This is a genomic window from Streptomyces sp. NPDC079020, from assembly GCF_044542225.1.
Classification (GTDB): Bacteria; Actinomycetota; Actinomycetes; order Streptomycetales; family Streptomycetaceae; genus Streptomyces.
Genome location: NZ_JBITUB010000009.1, coordinates 162,292 through 178,408 on the forward strand (window position 1 = coordinate 162,292; position 16,117 = coordinate 178,408).

The 16,117-nt window shown below is 72.5% G+C and carries 16 protein-coding genes and 1 riboswitch; of the genes, 3 read left to right on the top strand and 13 right to left on the bottom strand.

Annotation, left to right across the window (positions count from 1 at the left end):
- Positions 1-149 precede the first annotated feature (149 nt).
- Positions 150-1,040: a transglycosylase SLT domain-containing protein gene (locus tag ACIGJO_RS20575; RefSeq protein WP_399959975.1), complete on the bottom strand. Its 891-nt coding sequence runs from the start codon at positions 1,038-1,040 to the stop codon at positions 150-152.
- A gap of 4 nt (positions 1,041-1,044) precedes the next feature.
- A riboswitch (cyclic di-AMP (ydaO/yuaA leader) is annotated at positions 1,045-1,230 on the bottom strand.
- 459 nt (positions 1,231-1,689) lie between these two features.
- Between ACIGJO_RS20575 and ACIGJO_RS20580 the strand changes: the two genes are divergently transcribed.
- On the top strand, positions 1,690-3,090 hold the full coding sequence (locus ACIGJO_RS20580; RefSeq protein WP_399959977.1) for an FAD-dependent oxidoreductase: 1,401 nt from the start codon (positions 1,690-1,692) through the stop codon (positions 3,088-3,090).
- Positions 3,091-3,136: 46 nt separating this feature from the next.
- Here the strand turns inward: ACIGJO_RS20580 and ACIGJO_RS20585 are convergent, their stop codons facing one another.
- Together ACIGJO_RS20585 and ACIGJO_RS20590 are read right to left on the bottom strand one after the other, a co-directional pair.
- A complete protein-coding gene (locus tag ACIGJO_RS20585) occupies positions 3,137-5,644 on the bottom strand; it encodes a SpoIIE family protein phosphatase (RefSeq protein ID WP_399959979.1) in 2,508 nt (835 codons plus the stop codon).
- A 72-nt stretch (positions 5,645-5,716) separates the two neighbouring features.
- Entirely contained in the window at positions 5,717-6,328 is a 612-nt protein-coding gene (locus ACIGJO_RS20590) for a hypothetical protein (protein ID WP_399959981.1), read from the bottom strand.
- A gap of 184 nt (positions 6,329-6,512) precedes the next feature.
- On the opposite strand from ACIGJO_RS20590, the gene ACIGJO_RS20595 reads away from it, so the two are divergent.
- The gene (locus tag ACIGJO_RS20595) at positions 6,513-7,529 is read left to right on the top strand and encodes a PHP domain-containing protein (RefSeq protein ID WP_399959983.1); all 1,017 of its coding nucleotides are present in this window, start codon (positions 6,513-6,515) and stop codon (positions 7,527-7,529) included.
- A gap of 81 nt (positions 7,530-7,610) precedes the next feature.
- Here ACIGJO_RS20595 and ACIGJO_RS20600 read toward each other — a convergent pair whose 3' ends face one another.
- Together ACIGJO_RS20600 and ACIGJO_RS20605 are read right to left on the bottom strand one after the other, a co-directional pair.
- On the bottom strand, positions 7,611-7,802 hold the full coding sequence (locus ACIGJO_RS20600; protein WP_399959985.1) for a DUF6381 family protein: 192 nt from the start codon (positions 7,800-7,802) through the stop codon (positions 7,611-7,613).
- Positions 7,803-7,889: 87 nt separating this feature from the next.
- On the bottom strand, positions 7,890-8,267 hold the full coding sequence (locus ACIGJO_RS20605) for a hypothetical protein (RefSeq protein ID WP_399959987.1): 378 nt from the start codon (positions 8,265-8,267) through the stop codon (positions 7,890-7,892).
- 87 nt (positions 8,268-8,354) lie between these two features.
- On the opposite strand from ACIGJO_RS20605, the gene ACIGJO_RS20610 reads away from it, so the two are divergent.
- The gene (locus ACIGJO_RS20610; RefSeq protein WP_399959989.1) at positions 8,355-8,720 is read left to right on the top strand and encodes a DUF779 domain-containing protein; all 366 of its coding nucleotides are present in this window, start codon (positions 8,355-8,357) and stop codon (positions 8,718-8,720) included.
- A gap of 21 nt (positions 8,721-8,741) precedes the next feature.
- On the opposite strand, the gene ACIGJO_RS20615 is transcribed toward ACIGJO_RS20610, so the two are convergent.
- From ACIGJO_RS20615 to ACIGJO_RS20650, 8 genes are all read right to left on the bottom strand, one after another.
- A complete protein-coding gene (locus ACIGJO_RS20615; protein WP_399959991.1) occupies positions 8,742-9,482 on the bottom strand; it encodes a hypothetical protein in 741 nt (246 codons plus the stop codon).
- A gap of 81 nt (positions 9,483-9,563) precedes the next feature.
- A complete protein-coding gene (locus ACIGJO_RS20620) occupies positions 9,564-9,758 on the bottom strand; it encodes a hypothetical protein (RefSeq protein ID WP_399959993.1) in 195 nt (64 codons plus the stop codon).
- Positions 9,759-9,894: 136 nt separating this feature from the next.
- Positions 9,895-10,764 carry a phosphatidylinositol-specific phospholipase C/glycerophosphodiester phosphodiesterase family protein gene (locus ACIGJO_RS20625; RefSeq protein ID WP_399960265.1) on the bottom strand — a complete coding sequence of 290 codons (870 nt, stop codon included), beginning with the start codon at positions 10,762-10,764 and terminating at the stop codon, positions 9,895-9,897.
- A 236-nt stretch (positions 10,765-11,000) separates the two neighbouring features.
- Positions 11,001-11,681: an ABC transporter ATP-binding protein gene (locus ACIGJO_RS20630; protein WP_399959995.1), complete on the bottom strand. Its 681-nt coding sequence runs from the start codon at positions 11,679-11,681 to the stop codon at positions 11,001-11,003.
- Positions 11,674-12,663 carry an ABC transporter ATP-binding protein gene (locus ACIGJO_RS20635; protein ID WP_399959997.1) on the bottom strand — a complete coding sequence of 330 codons (990 nt, stop codon included), beginning with the start codon at positions 12,661-12,663 and terminating at the stop codon, positions 11,674-11,676. The genes ACIGJO_RS20630 and ACIGJO_RS20635 overlap by 8 nt, the downstream gene beginning before the upstream one ends.
- Positions 12,660-13,517, bottom strand: coding sequence for an ABC transporter permease (locus ACIGJO_RS20640; protein ID WP_399959999.1), 858 nt, complete (start codon positions 13,515-13,517; stop codon positions 12,660-12,662). Before ACIGJO_RS20640 ends, ACIGJO_RS20635 begins: the two co-directional genes overlap by 4 nt.
- Positions 13,510-14,475 (bottom strand): ABC transporter permease, encoded by a 966-nt coding sequence (locus ACIGJO_RS20645; protein WP_399960267.1) that lies wholly within the window; start codon positions 14,473-14,475, stop codon positions 13,510-13,512. The genes ACIGJO_RS20640 and ACIGJO_RS20645 overlap by 8 nt, the downstream gene beginning before the upstream one ends.
- A 23-nt stretch (positions 14,476-14,498) precedes the next feature.
- Positions 14,499-16,106 carry an ABC transporter substrate-binding protein gene (locus tag ACIGJO_RS20650; RefSeq protein WP_399960002.1) on the bottom strand — a complete coding sequence of 536 codons (1,608 nt, stop codon included), beginning with the start codon at positions 16,104-16,106 and terminating at the stop codon, positions 14,499-14,501.
- Between the last annotated feature and the right edge of the window lie 11 nt (positions 16,107-16,117).

Below are 16,117 nucleotides of genomic sequence, written 5' to 3' on the forward strand. Positions count from 1 at the left end.
TGGCCCCCCCACCCCCCGGTATACCCCCCCCACCCCCCCGCGGCAAAGGCGCCGCCGGCCCCCCGCCCCCCCGCCGCGGGGGGGGCCGGCCCGCCCCCCCCCCCCCCCCCCCCCGCCGGCCGGCCACTCGTTCCCGAGACTGCCGGGTGTCAGTACGCCCCGAACACGTTGTCGATCGAGCCGTACTTGTCGGCGGCGTAGTTGCACGCGGCCGTGATGTTGGCGACCGGGTCGAGGCTGTCCATCGACGTACCGGGCACGTGGTAGGCCTGGAAGGTCGGGTCGATGACCTGGAGGAGGCCCTTGGACGGGATCCCGGCGGCGGCGTTCGAGTCCCAGTTGTTGACGACCAGCGGGTTGCCCGAGGACTCACGCATGACGTTGCGATGGATGCCCTCGTAGCTGCCGGGGATGCCGTGCTCGGCCATGACGGCCAGCGACTCCTTGATCCAGCCGTCGAGGTCGTTCGTGTACGCCGTGGGCTGCTCGGCCGCGACAGCGGCGGTGCCGGCACCGGTGGCGGCGGCCTGGGTGACCGTACCGGTGGCCACGTCGGCGGCGGAGCCGTTGGCGGCCGGCTGCGCGGCCGTGCGCTGCGAGCGGTCGGCGCGGTCGCTTCCCTCGCTCCGGTCGGGCGCGGAGACAGTGGACTCGGGCTGCGCCGGAGCCTTGGTTCCGATGGACAGCTCGAGACCGGGGTGAATCAGGTCGGGATTGCCGCCGACGGCCTTTCGGTTGTCGTCGTACAGCTTCTGCCAGCCACCGCCGAGGGAATAACTGCGGGCGATCTTGGAAAGCGAATCGCCCGCGACCACGGAATGGGTCGTGACACCGGCCTGCTGCGCGGCAATTCCCTTGGCGGATACGGCAGTCGGCGCCATGGCCTTTTCAGCGGCAATGGAGTGCTGCACGGGCGCCGCGGAGGCGAAGCTCGCACCGGCCAGCGGGAGCACGAGGGCGGCTCCGCCGGTGCCCACGGCGATGAAACCGCGGGTCAGACGGGCGGACGTGGAACGACGGTGCTTGCCCGTTTCGGGCATGGTGAATTCCTCTCCGCCGCCTGCGAGGTGAGCTGTCGGGTTCAGGCTGGAGCTGCCTGGCCGCATGTGAATGCGACTTCACCCCAGCCGGTCCGGATACCGGACCGGCGTCTTACCTGGGTCCCCCGCTCCTGCCGTACGTGAGTAGGTTCGATTGCCGGACGGCGGCAGGATTAGGCGTTCCATCCGGATTGACGGTGACCGTAGGCGAGAAATCTTGATCGGAACAAGCCCTGAATTCCGGATCGCATTTCCTCCGCAAGATCAATTGATGGAAATCCCTGTCGGCAATCTCACGACGCGAAGTCGGATTCCCCGGCACAGAAGGGAACCGGGCGGCGCGTCACGGCGTCCGGGACCCGGAACGTGACGCTCACCACTGAGTCCGATAAGGGTGATTTGCGCAAGGAGTGAAACCGGCAAAAGACCTGAATGATCTTTTATGAAGCGGGGGATCAATTCCGGCAAATCACCCATATCGCCGATTCCGGGTGCTTCGGGTGGGCCGGCGGGAGGCTCCGCGGGACCCCGGCCCGACGTCCGGGCGCGCCAGGGCTTAACGTGTCCGTTGGAGACTGGTAAGCCAAGCCTTACCTCTGCGGCTCGCCGCACCCTGCCCGCGCTCGCCCGCCCTAAGGAACAACACGCCATGACACGCCCTGTCCGCGTCGCCATCGTCGGAGCCGGTCCCGCCGGGATCTACGCGGCGGACGCGCTGCTGAAATCCGAAGCCGCACAGGACCCGGGTGTGTCGATCGACCTGTTCGAGCGCATGCCCGCTCCCTTCGGCCTGATCCGCTACGGCGTGGCCCCGGACCACCCCCGGATCAAGGGCATCGTCAAAGCGCTGCACCAGGTGCTGGACAAGCCGCAGCTGCGGCTCTTCGGCAACGTCGACTACCCCAATGACATCGGCCTGGACGATCTGCGGTCCTTCTACGACGCCGTGATCTTCTCCACCGGCGCCGACGCCGACCGCGCGCTCGACATCCCCGGCGCCGGTCTGGACGGCTCCTACGGAGCGGCCGACTTCGTCTCCTGGTACGACGGGCACCCCGAGGTCCCGCGCACCTGGCCGCTGACGGCGGAGAAGGTCGCCGTGCTGGGTGTCGGCAACGTGGCCCTGGACGTGGCGCGCGTACTCGCCAAGACGGCCGACGAGCTGCTGCCGACGGAGATCCCGGCCAATGTGTACGAGGGCCTGAAGGCCAACAAGGCGCTGGAGGTGCACGTCTTCGGGCGGCGCGGCCCCGCCCAGGCCAAGTTCAGCCCCATGGAGCTGCGGGAGCTCGACCACTCGCCCAACATCGAGGTCATCGTCAACCCCGAGGACATCGACTACGACGCGGGCTCCATCGAGACGCGGCGGGGCAACAAGCAGGCCAACATGGTCGCCTCCACGCTGGAGAACTGGGCGATACGCGATGCCGGCGACCGGCCGCACAAGCTGTTCCTGCACTTCTTCGAGTCGCCGGTCGAGATCCTGGGCGAGGACGGCCGCGTGGCCGGTCTGCGTACCGAGCGCACCGAGCTGGACGGCACCGGCAACGTCCGGGGTACCGGCTCCTTCACCGACTGGGACGTGCAGAGCGTCTACCGCGCCGTCGGCTACTACTCGCAGGAGCTGCCCAAGCTCCCCTTCGACGTGGCCTCCGGCACCGTCCCGCACGCCGCCGGACGCGTCATCGCCGGTGACGAGCCCATGACTTCGGTGTACGTCACGGGCTGGATCAAGCGGGGGCCGGTCGGCCTGATCGGCCACACCAAGGGCGATGCCAACGAGACGGTCGCCTGCCTGCTGGAGGACCGCGCCGAGGGCCGGCTCCCCGCCCCGGCGCAGCCGGAGCCGGACGCCGTCGTCGCCTTCCTCGACGAGCGCGGTGTCCGCTACACCACCCGTGAGGGCTGGCACCGCCTGGACGCGCACGAGCAGGCGCTCGGCGCGGAGCAGGGCCGCGAGCGGATCAAGGTCGTGGACCGCTCCGCGATGCTGGACGCCTCCGGTGCCCCGGAGGTCTCCCCGGCGACGGACACCCCGGCCGGTTCCTGACCCGTCGGCCCATCGGCAGGTTCCGCGCCCGCTGGACGGCGGCGGCTCAGTCCGCCGCCGTCCAGCGGGAGGCGAGCAGCAGCGCGATGTCGTCGGGCCGGTCCTCGGCCTGTCCCGCCTCCTCGATCACCCGGTCCGCGATGTCGCCGAGGGGCGCCGGGCCGAACTCGGCGATGGTGCTGCGCAGCCGCTCGATGCCCTCGTCGATGTCGGTCCCCGCGCGCTCGATGAGCCCGTCGGTGAACAGGGCCAGCGTCGCTCCCGGGCCGAGCCGGAATTCGGTGACCGGGTAGACCGCCTCGCCGTCGATGCCGAGGACCACTCCGCCGGAGAGGTCGAGCACCTCCGTCGTGCCGTCGGCGTGGCGCAGCACGGGCTGCGGGTGCCCGGCCCGGACGGCCTGGGTGCGGCCGGTGACCGGGTCGAGGACGACGTAGCAGCAGCTGGCGAACTGGCCCGGATCGAGGTCGATGAGCAGTTTGTTCGTCCCGCTCATCACCTCCTGCGGGTCGTGCCCGCTGAGGGCGAAGGCCCTTACGGCGCTGCGCAGTTGGCCCATGGTCGCGGCCGCCGCCACACCGTGCCCCTGTACGTCCCCGATGACCAGCGCGAGCCCCTGGCCGGTCTCGATGACGTCGTACCAGTCGCCGCCGACCTCCATGCCCTGGGTACCGGAGAGATACCGGGCGGCGGTGTCGACGCCGTCGATCGCGGGCAGCCGGTGCGGCAGCAGGGCGTCCTGGAGGCCGCGGGCCAGCGCCGACTCGCTGTCGTAGCGCTGCGCCCGCTGGAGGGCCTGCGCGATGAGCCCCGCCAGTGCGGTGAGGACGGTGCGTTCCTCGGGGCTGAAGCCGCGTGGCTGGTCGAAGCCGAGGATGCAGGAGCCGACCGGCCGGCCGGAGGCGATCAGCGGCAGGAAGGCGCGTGCTCCCACGTCGGCGTCCATGGGGATGCCGGGGTAGGCGCCCGCCAGCCGCTGCATGGACTCGAAGAAGAGGGGACGGCCCGTGGTGAGGGTATCCACCCCGGGGATGCGGACATCGAGCCCCACACCGTCGAACCGGTCGAGGAAACCCTTCGGGAAGCCGATCTCCCAGGCGAGGTAGAGGTGGCGTTCGCTCAGCAGGTAGATGGCCAGCTGTCTGCCCCCGAAGGCGGGCAGCAGTTCCTCGGTGACGACGGCGGACACCTGGCGGGCGGTGACCGCCTCGGTCAGGGCGATGGCGAGGGCGACCGGCCGGTACAGAGCGGCGGACCGGTCGGCCGGGGAGCTGAGTCCGGCTCCGGGTGTGACGACGGACTCCGGTGCGTAGGCGGGCCGGTCGGCGGAGCCGAGCACGACCGTCACCCCCTCGTGGCCCGGGTACATGGAGACGGAGAGCCGTTCGCCGGGAGCGGGGCGGGCCATGAAGTGGACGGGTTCGTCGGAGAGCAGCGCCGCCCGGTGGTGGTCCTCGTAGGCGGGGTGCCCGAACCACGGCATGACCTCCCACAGGACACGTCCGACCAGTTCCGTCCGGCTGCGGGCGAGGAGTTCCTCGGCGAGCGGGTTCACATAGGTGATCCGGCCGAGCCGGTCGAGCGAGAAGACTCCGCTGGGCAGCCGGTCCGCGGCTTCGGCGACGAGCGGGCCGGCGCCGAGGTCGACCACGGAGCCGGTCAGGTGGTCCGTCGTGCCGGTTCCCTGCGGGTGTGCCCGGCGGCCCGAGAGTTCCAGCAGGTGAGAGCGGCCGTCGGGGCCGCGCAACCGCATTCTGCGGACGACGGGGGTCGCCGACTCGGCCGCCTCACGGGCCAGTGCCCACAGCCCGTACACGTCCTCCGGGACCAGCCGTGCGGCCAGGGCGTCGACGGTACCCGGGAAGGCGGCGGGCGTGGTGCCGAGGATCGCGCACATCTCCTCGTCGGCATCGACGGTCCCCTCGACCGGATTCCAGTCGAAGCGGCCGATCCGCAGGGGCGGCGCGGGGGCGGCGGGCATCCGGACGGGCAGCGGCTCGGTATCCCACAGGCACGGCGAACCGTCCGCCTCCAGTCGCGCCAGGGAAGCGCCGAGCCGCCGGGCCGGCTGCTGGAGCCGCTCGCTCACCGTCGGTCCGACCGGCTCCTCGGGCCTGGCGGGGAGCAGGACGAACAGAACGCCCGCCCGTCCCCGGCCGGCCAGGACCGGGACGTAGAGCGAGCCGAAGGGGAACGGCAGCCCCGCCATCAGCTGCGGGAAGCGGCGCATGGCCTCCTCCGCGTCGGCGAGGAGCACCGGTCTGCCCGAGCGGTAGGCCTCGGAGACGGGGAAGGGCCGGTTCACATGCATCCGCCACCAGGGGCGGAACAGGGGGCCGGGCAGCCCCGCGAGTGACGCCAGCCGCAGCAGTCCGGGCCTCCCGGAGCGCAGATAGACGCCGCCGGCGTATCCGCCCGCGGACTCGACCGCGCTCACGGCAGCCTGCGCGAGCACCAGGGACAGCTCGTCCGGTACTCGGCCTGCGTCCGCTGACCCGGCCACAGCCCCGCCCGGATCGCGCGGGGTGTGCCGGGCCGCACCGTACCGGGTCACACAGCCAGCATGCTCACTGCCGGCCCGCGGCGCATCTTCGCGGGCCGGCTTCCGGCGGGTGCCGGACGGGGTTCAGTGGAGCTTGGCGACGGCGGTGGCGGTCGTCGTCCTGAAGCCTTCCAGCGGCGCGCCGTCGAGATCGCCCAGCTGCCCCCATTCGAGTACGGTCACCGTGCGGCCGTCGCGGCCGACGGAGTGGAGGCCGATGTCGGTCGAGCCGACGTCCGGGTGCGAGGTGTCGATGCTGTAGATGTGGGCGCCCTCCTCGACATCCACCCGCCCGTGGTAGAGGGCCTCGCCCTCCAGTCCGGGGTCCTGCTCCTTGAGCCGGTCCAGGCAGCTTTCGAGCGCGCCGCGGAGCTCGGCGGCCAGGGCCGTCGCCTGTGCGGTGGTGGCGGCGACCGTGGTCGTCTGGCGTGCGCCGGTGTCCAGCTCGGTCCGGAAGTCGCGGTGGCTCGTGGTGGTGGCGGGAGCGATCCCGGCGGTGCATACGGAGCCGGATTCGGGCAGTCCCTGACGCACCGGACCGGCGGTCCACGGGCTGAGGGAGGCGGGCAGCTGCGAGGCCGAGAGGAACTTCGGCGGCGCGGGAGCGGCCGGGGCGGCGGCGGAGGCCATGGCGGGTGCGGCGACGGTCAGGCATACGGCTGCGGCGGTCATGACGGCTGAGCGGATCAGGTTCATGGAAGAGCTCCCCGTTTCGGTGGCCGGGCTGAACGGTCACCAGCCTCACCGCCCTGCGGGGCGGTGACAAGCACGACGCGTGCTCTTCCTCGCGGGCGCGGCGGCGGGGAGTCCCGATCCGGGCCATGCTGGTTGCGGGCGTACCACGGAGTACCGCTGTCACGGGCCCGCCCGGGAGGTGCTGATGGATCCGGTCACCGCCTTGCGGCGGATCGCGTTTCTGCTGGAGCGGTCGCAGGCCGCCACGTACCGGGTGCGGGCGTTCCGCAGAGCCGCCGGGGCGGTGGCTCAGATGCCGGAGAGCGAGCTCGCGGATCGGGTGACGCACCGCTCGCTCGAGAGGGTGAGCGGCATCGGTCCCCGCACGGCCCAGGTCATCCGGGAGGCGCGGGAGGGCGTGGTGCCGGAGTATCTGGACCGGCTGGAGACGGAGGCCGCTGTTCCGCTCACCGGCGGGGGTGAGGCGATGCTCGCCCGGCTGCGTGGCGACTGCCACGTCCACTCCGACTGGTCGGACGGCGGCAGTCCGATCGAGGAGATGGGGCGGACGGCGATCGCGCTGGGGCACGAGTGGACGGTGCTCACCGACCACTCCCCCCGGCTGACGGTGGCCCGCGGGCTGTCACCCCGGCGGCTGCGGGAGCAGCTGGAGGCGGTAACTGAACTGAACGAGCGGTGGGCGCCGTTCCGGCTGCTCACCGGCATCGAGTGCGACATCCTGCCGGACGGATCGCTCGATCAGGAACCGGACATGCTGGAGCGGCTGGATGTGGTCGTCGTGTCGGTGCACTCCAAGCTGCGCATGGAGGCGCGGGCGATGACCCGGCGGCTGGAGACGGCGGTGCGCAGTCCGTACGCCGATGTGCTGGGCCATGTGACCGGGCGGCTCGTTTCGGGCCGGGGCCGGCCGGAGTCGGAGTTCGACGCGGACCGGGTGTTCGCCGCGTGTGCCGAGGCGGGAACCGCCGTGGAGATCAACTGCCGTCCCGAACGGCTGGATCCGCCGCGCCGACTGCTCCGCCGGGCCGTCGGGGCGGGTGTGCTGTTCGCGGTCGACACGGACGCGCACGCCCCGGGCCAGCTCGACTGGCAGATCCTGGGCTGTGCGCGCGCCGAGGAGTGCGGGGTGCCCGTGGAGCGTGTCATCACGTCGTGGACCGCCGACCGGCTGCTGGAGTGGACCTCGTCAGCCGGCCGGTGATGTCCTGGATCCGCCGGGACACCCCTGGCAGCAGCGGGCTCCGCCGGGGCACCCCGGGCCGCGGCGGGCTCCGCGCGGCGGCTACTTCGTCGGGTGGACGTCCGCGCCGGCGGTCCCGCTCTGCCGCTCGCTGCGGTCACGGATCGTCCGGGCCTTCTTCTCCAGGCGCTGCCGTTCCTGCGGATCCGTCGCGCGCTCCGCGGCCTCGGTCAGCTGCCGGGCCTTCTCGCGCATCCGCCGGGCCAGGTGCGCCGGTTCGTCGACACCGCTCATCGTCGCTCCTCGGACGGTAGGGACCACCCTCGTCGTGGTCCGACGTCCTCAGCGAACCAAAGCCCCGGCGCCACCGCATCCCGGCGCCTACAGCACGGACCCCGGGTCGTCGTCGGGGCCGCCCGCCTCGACCCGGAGCGCGAGGTCCCGCAGCACATCGGTCGAGGTCACGTCCGTCTGCCCGGAGTCGTGCACCTGCGCCAGCATCGTGAAGGCGAGCGTGAAGGCCCCCACGAGCTGCTCGACCGCACCACCGACCTCGCGCCCGACGACGCTGACCACCTCCTCGACGGAGAAGTCCTCGGGGATGGAGATGTGCGGCATCGTCTCGTTCAGCAGGGCCGTCACGGCACCGGCGCCGGTTTCCAGATCGTCCCGGTCCAGGTCCGCCTCCAGCAGCCGCTGCATCTCCCCGGCCTCGGTGAGGATGCCGATCACGCGCTTCACAACTTCCCTCTGCTCCATGTCGCGAGCATAGGGCGTGCAACCTTTCCGCAACGTCAGGCGGAGTTGACTTCGTCGGTCCGTGACCGGTCGGGGAAGGACCGATACATGAACAGTGTTCCGGGCGCCGCTGCCGTGGAGCTCACCCCTGCCGCCGCCGGTCTGCTGCGGCGACTCCGGGGGGACCACGGCCCGTTGATGTTCCATCAGTCCGGCGGCTGCTGCGACGGCAGCGCGCCCATGTGCTACCGGGTCGGTGAGTTCCGTACCGGGAACTCCGATGTGCTGCTCGCGGAGCTCGCCGTCGAGGGTGTCGCCGAGCCGGTGCCCTTCTGGATGTCGAGGAGCCAGCACGAGGTGTGGGCCCACACCCGGCTGATCGTCGATGTGGTGGCGGGACGCGGCAGCGGGTTCTCGCTGGAGGCGCCGGAGGGGGTGCGCTTCCTCATCCGCTCCCGGCTCGTGGGCGGCTGAGGAGGTCCGTCACGGGGCGGCTCAGCGCCGGGGGCGCTTGTGCTGCGACCGGTTCTCCAGCATGGCCCGGCGGATTCCCGCCGCGGCCGACCGGGCGTGCTCCGGGGTGGCGGTGCGGTCGGCGACCGAGGTGACGAAGCGGTGCGTGGGACGGCGGCAGCGGCCGCACGGCGCGTCGGTGGTGATCAGGTGGCCGTCCTCGCACTGCGGGTCGGAGCACTGCCCCGGCCGCAGCAGCCGGTCGGCGATCTCCTCGGCACTCCAGCGGCGCCGGCCCTCCTCGTCCTTCTCGTTGAGGGCGTGGGCCCAGCGGAGGTTCCAGCGGCGCTCGATGCGTTCGCGGAGCGCTCCGGCGGTGCGCCGGCCGAGTTCCTGGTGGATGAGTTCCTGGACGGACTGCGGCACACGGCCGCCGAAGGCCTGCATGAGTGCGGGCGGCAGGGCCTGGAGGACGTAGCGCGGCGGGTTCCCCTTCGCGCCCTCGCGCCACCTCCGGCACTCGCAGGAGCCGTCGGGCCGCCTCGGTGTCCGGCAGCGGCCGCACAGACCGCGGCACTCGGCACAGAGTCCGTCGTCGAGTCCGTCCAGCTGGGGCGCGGGAGCCCGGCCGCAGTCGCGGCAGCAGGAGGCACACGGCCCGCAGAGGCGTTCGTTGCCCACCTTGGCCGACCAGGTCCGCATCTGGCACCGGCAGCAGAGCCCGTTGTTGCAGTACTCGTGGTGGGCGGCGCCCGAGTGCCGTCCGGGAGGCGGGAAAGACATTGCCCCATTGTGCGGGATCCGGCCGTGCTCCGACGAACGGGCCGCCGGGGCGGCCGGACCGCCACAGACCGCCGGGCCGGGTCAGGGGTTCAGGCTGCCGACCACGTTCGCGGTGGCCACGATGCCTTCCTGGATGGTCGGCGCCATGCTCGTGCCCGCGAGGAAGAACCCGAACAGGGCGCAGACCAGCGCGTGCGAGATCTTCAGTCCGCCGTTGCGCAGGAAGATCACCGCGAGGATCAGCATGAGCAGCACCAGTGAGATCGAAATGGCCATGGCCAACCTCCTCCGCCGCGCCTGAATTGCGGCATTCGGCGGCCAGTGTGGCGCAGCGGAGGAGCCGTTCGGCGCGCCGGCGTGTCCGCCGAACGGGTAGACACGGCGGAGGTGTGTCAGTCGCGCCGGACGGTGGTCACTCCCGGGCGCGCAGGAAGCGTTCGAGACCCGCGAGGTCGTCGGTGTTCAGATGGTCCACCCCCGCCGCGAGCAGCTCGGTCCAGACGGCGTCGCGCTCGGGTCCCGGGAGGTCGGGCGTGGCCCAGAAGCGGACGCGCTGTCCGCCGCGGTGGGCGGTGTTCACCAGCGCCGCGAGCCGCTGCCGCTCGGCGGCGGGGAAGGGGCCCGTGCCCAGCCAGCCGAAGGACTGGGTCCAGTTGCCGCTGATGAGCGGGATGAGGGAGGCGCTCGCCGCCGTGCCGAGGTCCTCGGGCCGGCCGTCGTAGAAGGCGTACCGGGTGCGCTGGGCCTCCATGGGGGCGCGGGCGGCGCGGTCGCCGGAGATGACGGGGGTGACCGCTCCGGTACGGACCCGGCCGTGGCTGTAGCGGGTCAGCATCCGGCGGCAGCGCTGGAGCTGCCGGTCGAGTTCGAGGTAGGCGGCGACGCCGTCGGCCTTGATGTCGATCAGTAACTGCACCGGGCGGCGGTCCCCGGGGTGGACGCTGCCGTGGTTCGCCCGGACCCGGGCGAGCAGCGGGTCGAGGTAGAGCGAGGCGAGGGTGCGCGCGGGGTCCAGGTCGGTGGCCTCGTGGGCGACGAGCAGTTCACCGTCGACCAGGAACACGTCCGCCTCGACGCTGGTGAAGCCGTGTCCGAGCGCGTCGTGGAGCGGCCGGGGGTGGAGGTAGTCGTTGTGTGCGTGGGCGTGGCGCAGGGGACGCGGGCCGTGGGGGCGGCCGGGGGTGCCGGCAGCGGCGGCGGCCGCACCGATGGGGAGGACCGCACCGGCGGCTGCCGTGGCGAGCGCGGTGGTGACGACTCTGCGGCGGGTCAGGTGTGCCATGGCCATGGGATCTCCTGAAGCGGTGGGAGAAGGAGAGCGGTGGGGTGGGACCCGACCGAGTATGGGGGCGCGCACCACCTCTACGGCAGGTACCTGCCAAGAGTTGGAGCGGTCGTCGTCCGCCCTTCGGCCTCGCTGCGTCTGCCGTTCCCCCGCTCTTCGGGCCCCCGCGGCTCCCGGGTGCCGGAAGGCCGGGGCCCGTCGTCCGGCGCGGGTCGCCGGTCACCGCGGCGGCGTCACGCGCCCTCCGGCCGCCCGCCCGTCCCGGCCCCTTCGTCCCAGCGGACGATTCGGTCGCACCAGCGCTCCAGCAGCACCCGGTCGTGACCCACCGCCAGCAGAGCCGCACCGGACTCCTCGCGGTAGGACTCCACGACGGCCACCAGGGCGGCGGTCGTCGAGGCGTCGAGCATCGCGGTCATCTCGTCGCAGATCAGCAGCCGCGGCCGCAGGACCAGGGCACGGGCGAGGCAGGCCCGTTGCAGCTGCCCGTCGCTCACCGCGTGCGGGCGGCGCTCCAGCAGTTCGGCACTCAGCTGGACCCTCGCGGCCAGCTCACCCACCCGCTCCGCCACTTCGCCGCGCCGCCCGGTGGCACGCAGGGGCTCCGCGATGAGTTCGCGCAGGCTCAGCCGGGGGTCGGCGGAGAGGCGGGGCTGCTGGAAGACGACGCCGACGGCGGTCCGCTGCTCCCTCGGGGCGCGGTGCCGCCAGCCGCGTACCGGCTCGCCGCCGAGGGTGACCGTGCCGGCCTCGGGGCGGTGCAGCAGGGCGGCGACCCTGGCCAGGGTGGACTTGCCGCAGCCGCTCGGGCCGAGCAGGGCGACCGCCTCGCCCGTGGCGACGCTCAGGGAGACGTCCCGGACGACGGGGCGGCGCGGTTCGTATCCGGCGGTGATGCCGGTGAGCTCAAGCATCGGTCCGCTCCTTGCTCGGGCGGTCGTCGGGCAGCCGGTGATGGCAGGCGACCGCCCCGTCGAACGCGGGCAGTTGCGCGCAGCGCTCGTCGGCGCGGGCACAGCGGGCGGCGAAGGCACACCCCTCCGGCAGCGCGCCCAGCTCCGGCGGCATGCCGGGGATGGGCGCGAAGTCCCGCTCCGGCAGCGCGTCGAGCAGACCGCGTGCGTACGGGTGCCGGGGTCCGGGCCGTCCGAAGAAGCGGCCGGCGTCGGCGATCTCGACGATGCGGCCGGCGTACATCACGGCCACCCGGTCGGCGATCCGTTCGGCGGCCGCCAGGTCGTGGGTGATGAGCAGCAGCGCCCGGCCCCCGTCGGTGTGGCGGCGCAGTTCGTCCACGGTCCGCTCCACCAGGTCCCGGTCGAGCCCGGTGGTCGGTTCGTCGGCGAGGAGCAGCGGTGCGTCGCCGATCAGGGCGAGGGCGGTGGCGGCGCGCTGGGCGAGGCCGCCGGAGAGCTGGTGCGGGTAGCGGTCGAGGTGGCCGGCGGGGAACGAGACACGGGAGGCGGCCGCCTCCGCCGCCCCCCGCAGCGCGGGTCCGCGCACGCCCGTCAGCTCGCGGAGGGTCTCCTCCAGCTGGCTGCGGACCGTGCGTACGGGGGTGAGATGGGCGGCGGGGCTCTGCGGGACGAGTCCGATGCGCCGGCCGCGTACGGAGCGGGCGAGGGTGCGTTCGTCCGCGGCGAGCAGATCGGTGTCCCCGTCGAGGACGGCGCTGCCCGTGCTGCGGGCGTTGGCGGGCAGCAGCCCGAGCAGGGCGGAGGCGAGCACCGACTTGCCGCAGCCGCTCTCACCGACCAGCGCCAGGCACTCCCCGGCCGCGAGGTCGAAGCGGGCGTCGGTGACGGCGGCGATGTGCCGGTTGCCGCTCAGCCGGAAGCGGACGGAGAGCCCCCGTACGGACAGGACCGGGGGCCGGGTGTCGGGTGAGCGGGTCACAGCATCAGCTCCGATCGGCGGCGCGGGTTGATCCGCTCGCGCCAGGCACCGGCGAGGCCCGCCAGGGCGAGCGTCGGAATGATCAGGAAGAGTCCGGGGAAGAGCGTCGGCCACCAGTCACCGGCGAGCAGCGATCCGCGTGCGGACTGCACGAGGTTGCCGAGGCTCGCCTGGTGGGCGGGCAGACCGAGGCCCAGGAAGGACAGCGCCGACTCGTGCCACATGGCGTGCGGGACCATGAGTACGGCGGCCAGCCCGGCCTGCGGCAGCACTCCGGGCAGCAGGTGGCGGACGATGACCCGTCCCCGCGAGGCGCCCCCGGAGACCGCCGCGTCGATGAAGGGGCGCGAGCGCAGCGAGAGCACTTCGGAGCGGACGATCCGTGCCGTGGACAGCCAGTGGGTCAGGGCCACGGACACGATCACCGGCCAGACACCGGGCCGGAACATCGCGACGACGAAGATGCCGAGCAGCAGGTGCGGTACGGACGAGAAGGTGTCCACCAGCCGCATCACGACCCGGTCCGTCCAGCCGCCGAACGCCGCGGCGAGCGCGCCGACCGCGGTGCCGATGACGGTGGCGGTGAGGGCGGCGACCAGCCCGACGAGCAGGGAGACGCGCAGTCCGTAGACACAGCGCAGCAGCAGATCCCGGCCGACGTCGTCCGTACCGAACGGATGGGCGAGGGAGGGAGGCCGCAGCTTGGCGGAGAGATCGACGGCCTGCTGGTCCAGCTGGGCCAGCGGAGGAACGACGAGGACGGCCAGCAGCACGGCGGTCACGACCACCGCGGAGGTGATCACCCGGACGCGGCGGCCGGCGCGGCGCGGGGAGGCGAGCACGGCCTCAGCCATCGAAGCCCACTCTCGGGTCGGCGAGTCCGTACAGCAGATCGGACAGGAGGTTGCCCAGCAGCACCGCCGCGGTGGCGAGCACCGTGAGGGCGGCGAGCAGCGCGAAGTCCACGGAGGTCGCGGCCTCCACGGTGGCCGCGGCGATCCCGGGCCAGCTGAAGACCGTCTCGACGAGGAGTGCGCCGGTGATGAGTTCGGGTACCCGGGAGCCGATCAGCGTGAGCATCGGCAGCATGCCGGAGCGCAGGCCGTGGCCGAGCAGCACGGTGCGCCCGCGCAGTCCGCGGGCGCGGGCGCCGCGTACCGGGTCCTCGTCCAGGGCGTCGGCGACCCCCTGGCGTACGTACAGGAAGAACCACGGCAGCTGCGAGATCCCCAGGACGGCCGCGGGCAGGACCAGATGGGAGGCGACCTGTCCGAAGGTGACCGTGTCGCTGGCGGCGTCGGTGAGTCCGCCGGCCGGCAGGACGTCCAGTTTCAGGGCGAAGAACCAGATGGCCAGCAGCCCGAGCCAGAAGGCCGGGGCGGCTTCCAGGGTGTACGCGGCCGAGCTGACACAGCGGTCGAGCCAGCCGCCGGGCCGGCGGGCGGCCAGGACGCCCAGGCCCGTGCCGAGCAGGATCGCGACGGCGAAAGCGGTGGCGGCCAGCAGGACGGACCAGCCGATGCGTTCGCCGATGACATCGGCGACGGGCTGGCGCATCACGCTGGAGTCGCCGAAGTCGCCCCGGAGCGCGGCGGTGAGCCAGTTCCACCAGCGGGCGGTCAGGGGCTGGTCGACGCCGAGGTTGGCGCGGAGCTGGTCGAGGTTCTCCTGCGAGGCGGTGAGGCCCGCGGTGCCCGCGTAGGCCTTGACGGGGTCGAAGGGGGACGCGGCGGCGACGGCGAACACGCCGAAGGTGACGACGCCGAGGACGGGCACGGCGAACAGCGCCCGCCGTCCCGCCATCCGCGCCATCGGCCCCCAGGGGAGGCGGTGGCTCACTTCTCCGTGCCTCCGGAGTTCCACTTCTCGACGTTCCACCAGGGGCCGGAGGCCAGACCGTGGTCGTGCGGTTCGACCTGGGTGGTGAGCGGGCCGAACCGGTCGTCGACGACGTAGAGGTGGTCGATGTGGGTGAGGAAGGTGTAGCCGGGGTTCTTGACCAGTTCCCGCTGGACGGTGTCGTACGCCGCCTTGCGGGCGGCCTTGTCACCGCTCCGGCGGCCCGCTTCGAGGGCCGTGTCGACGGCCTTGTTGTCGTACCAGGCCATGTTGTTGAAGCCGTCTCCCGCGAGGGAGGACTTCAGCAGGGTGTACTGGTCGAAGTCGGGGTCGGCGGGCGATCCGCCGCCCGCGAGGACGGCGTCCTGCTTCATCCGGGGCTCGATGACCTCCCAGGTCCCGGCCTCGGCGGTGATGTCGATGCCGGCCTTCTTGGCGTCGGAGGCGTAGGCGAGGGCGTGTTCCTGGCGGAGCTTGTCACCGGTGAGGTACCAGAGCGGGAAGGCGGCGCGCACCCCGTCCTTGGTGCGGATGCCGTCCTTGCCCGGCTTCCAGCCCGCCGCGTCGAGGATCCGCTGCGCGGCGGCGAGGTCGTGGCGGCGCTCGGTTCCCTCGGTGAACCACTCGCTGTCGGTGGGGACGGGCCCGTAGGCGGGCCTGCCCTCGCCGTTGAGGATGGAGTCGACCATGGCCTGCCGGTCGACGGCGACATCGAGCGCGCGCCGGACGGCGGTGTCACCGGCGACCTTGTTGTGGGTCGGCAGGGTCACCGTGCGGTAGTCGTACGTCGTGGCCGCGTAGGTCTTCCTGCCCTCGCCCTTGAAGCCCTTGGCGAGGTTGGGCGGCAGGATCGCGCCGTCGAGGTCGCCGGAGCGCAGCCGGGTGGCGCGCACGTCGTCGTCCTTGATGATGGCCATGGTGAACTTCTTGATCTTCGGTGCGCCGCCCCAGTATCCGGGGTTGGCCTTGAAGCTCAGTTTCTCGCCCTTGGACCACTTGGTGAGCAGATAGGGCCCGGTGCCGATGGGGTGGGTGGTGAAGGCGCCGGTGTTCACGTCCTGCTTGCCCGCGATGTGTTCGGGGACGATGGGCAGGACGGTGCGCTGGGCGAAGGGCGCGTAGGGGTACTTCAGGGTGAAGACGACGCTGTCGTCGCCGACCGCCTCGACGGTCTTCACCGCGTCCAGTTCGGTGCGCGAGGCGTTGTTCGTCTTCTCGTCGAGGATCGTGCGGTAGGTGAAGACGACGTCCTTCGCGCCGAACGGCTTGCCGTCGCTGAACGTGACGCCCTTGCGGAGCCGGTAGGTGTACGTGAGCCCGTCGTCGCTGACCTCGGGCAGGGCGGTGGCGAGTGCGGGCCGCAGCGTCATCGCGCCGTCGAGGGCGAGCAGCCCGTCGAATATCTTGGAGTTGCCGTCCTTGCCGTAGCCGAGCAGCGGGCTGAGGCTGTCGGGCTCGTACGCGATGCCGACGACGGCCGAGTCCGCGGAGCCGGAACCCGCGCCGCCGCCCGGACTCCCCGGATTCGAGCAGGCCGCCGCGGATATCGACAGCACGGCCGCCAGCGTGGTGGCGACCGCTCCCCGTACCGATCGGGCCGTCATACTGCACATCC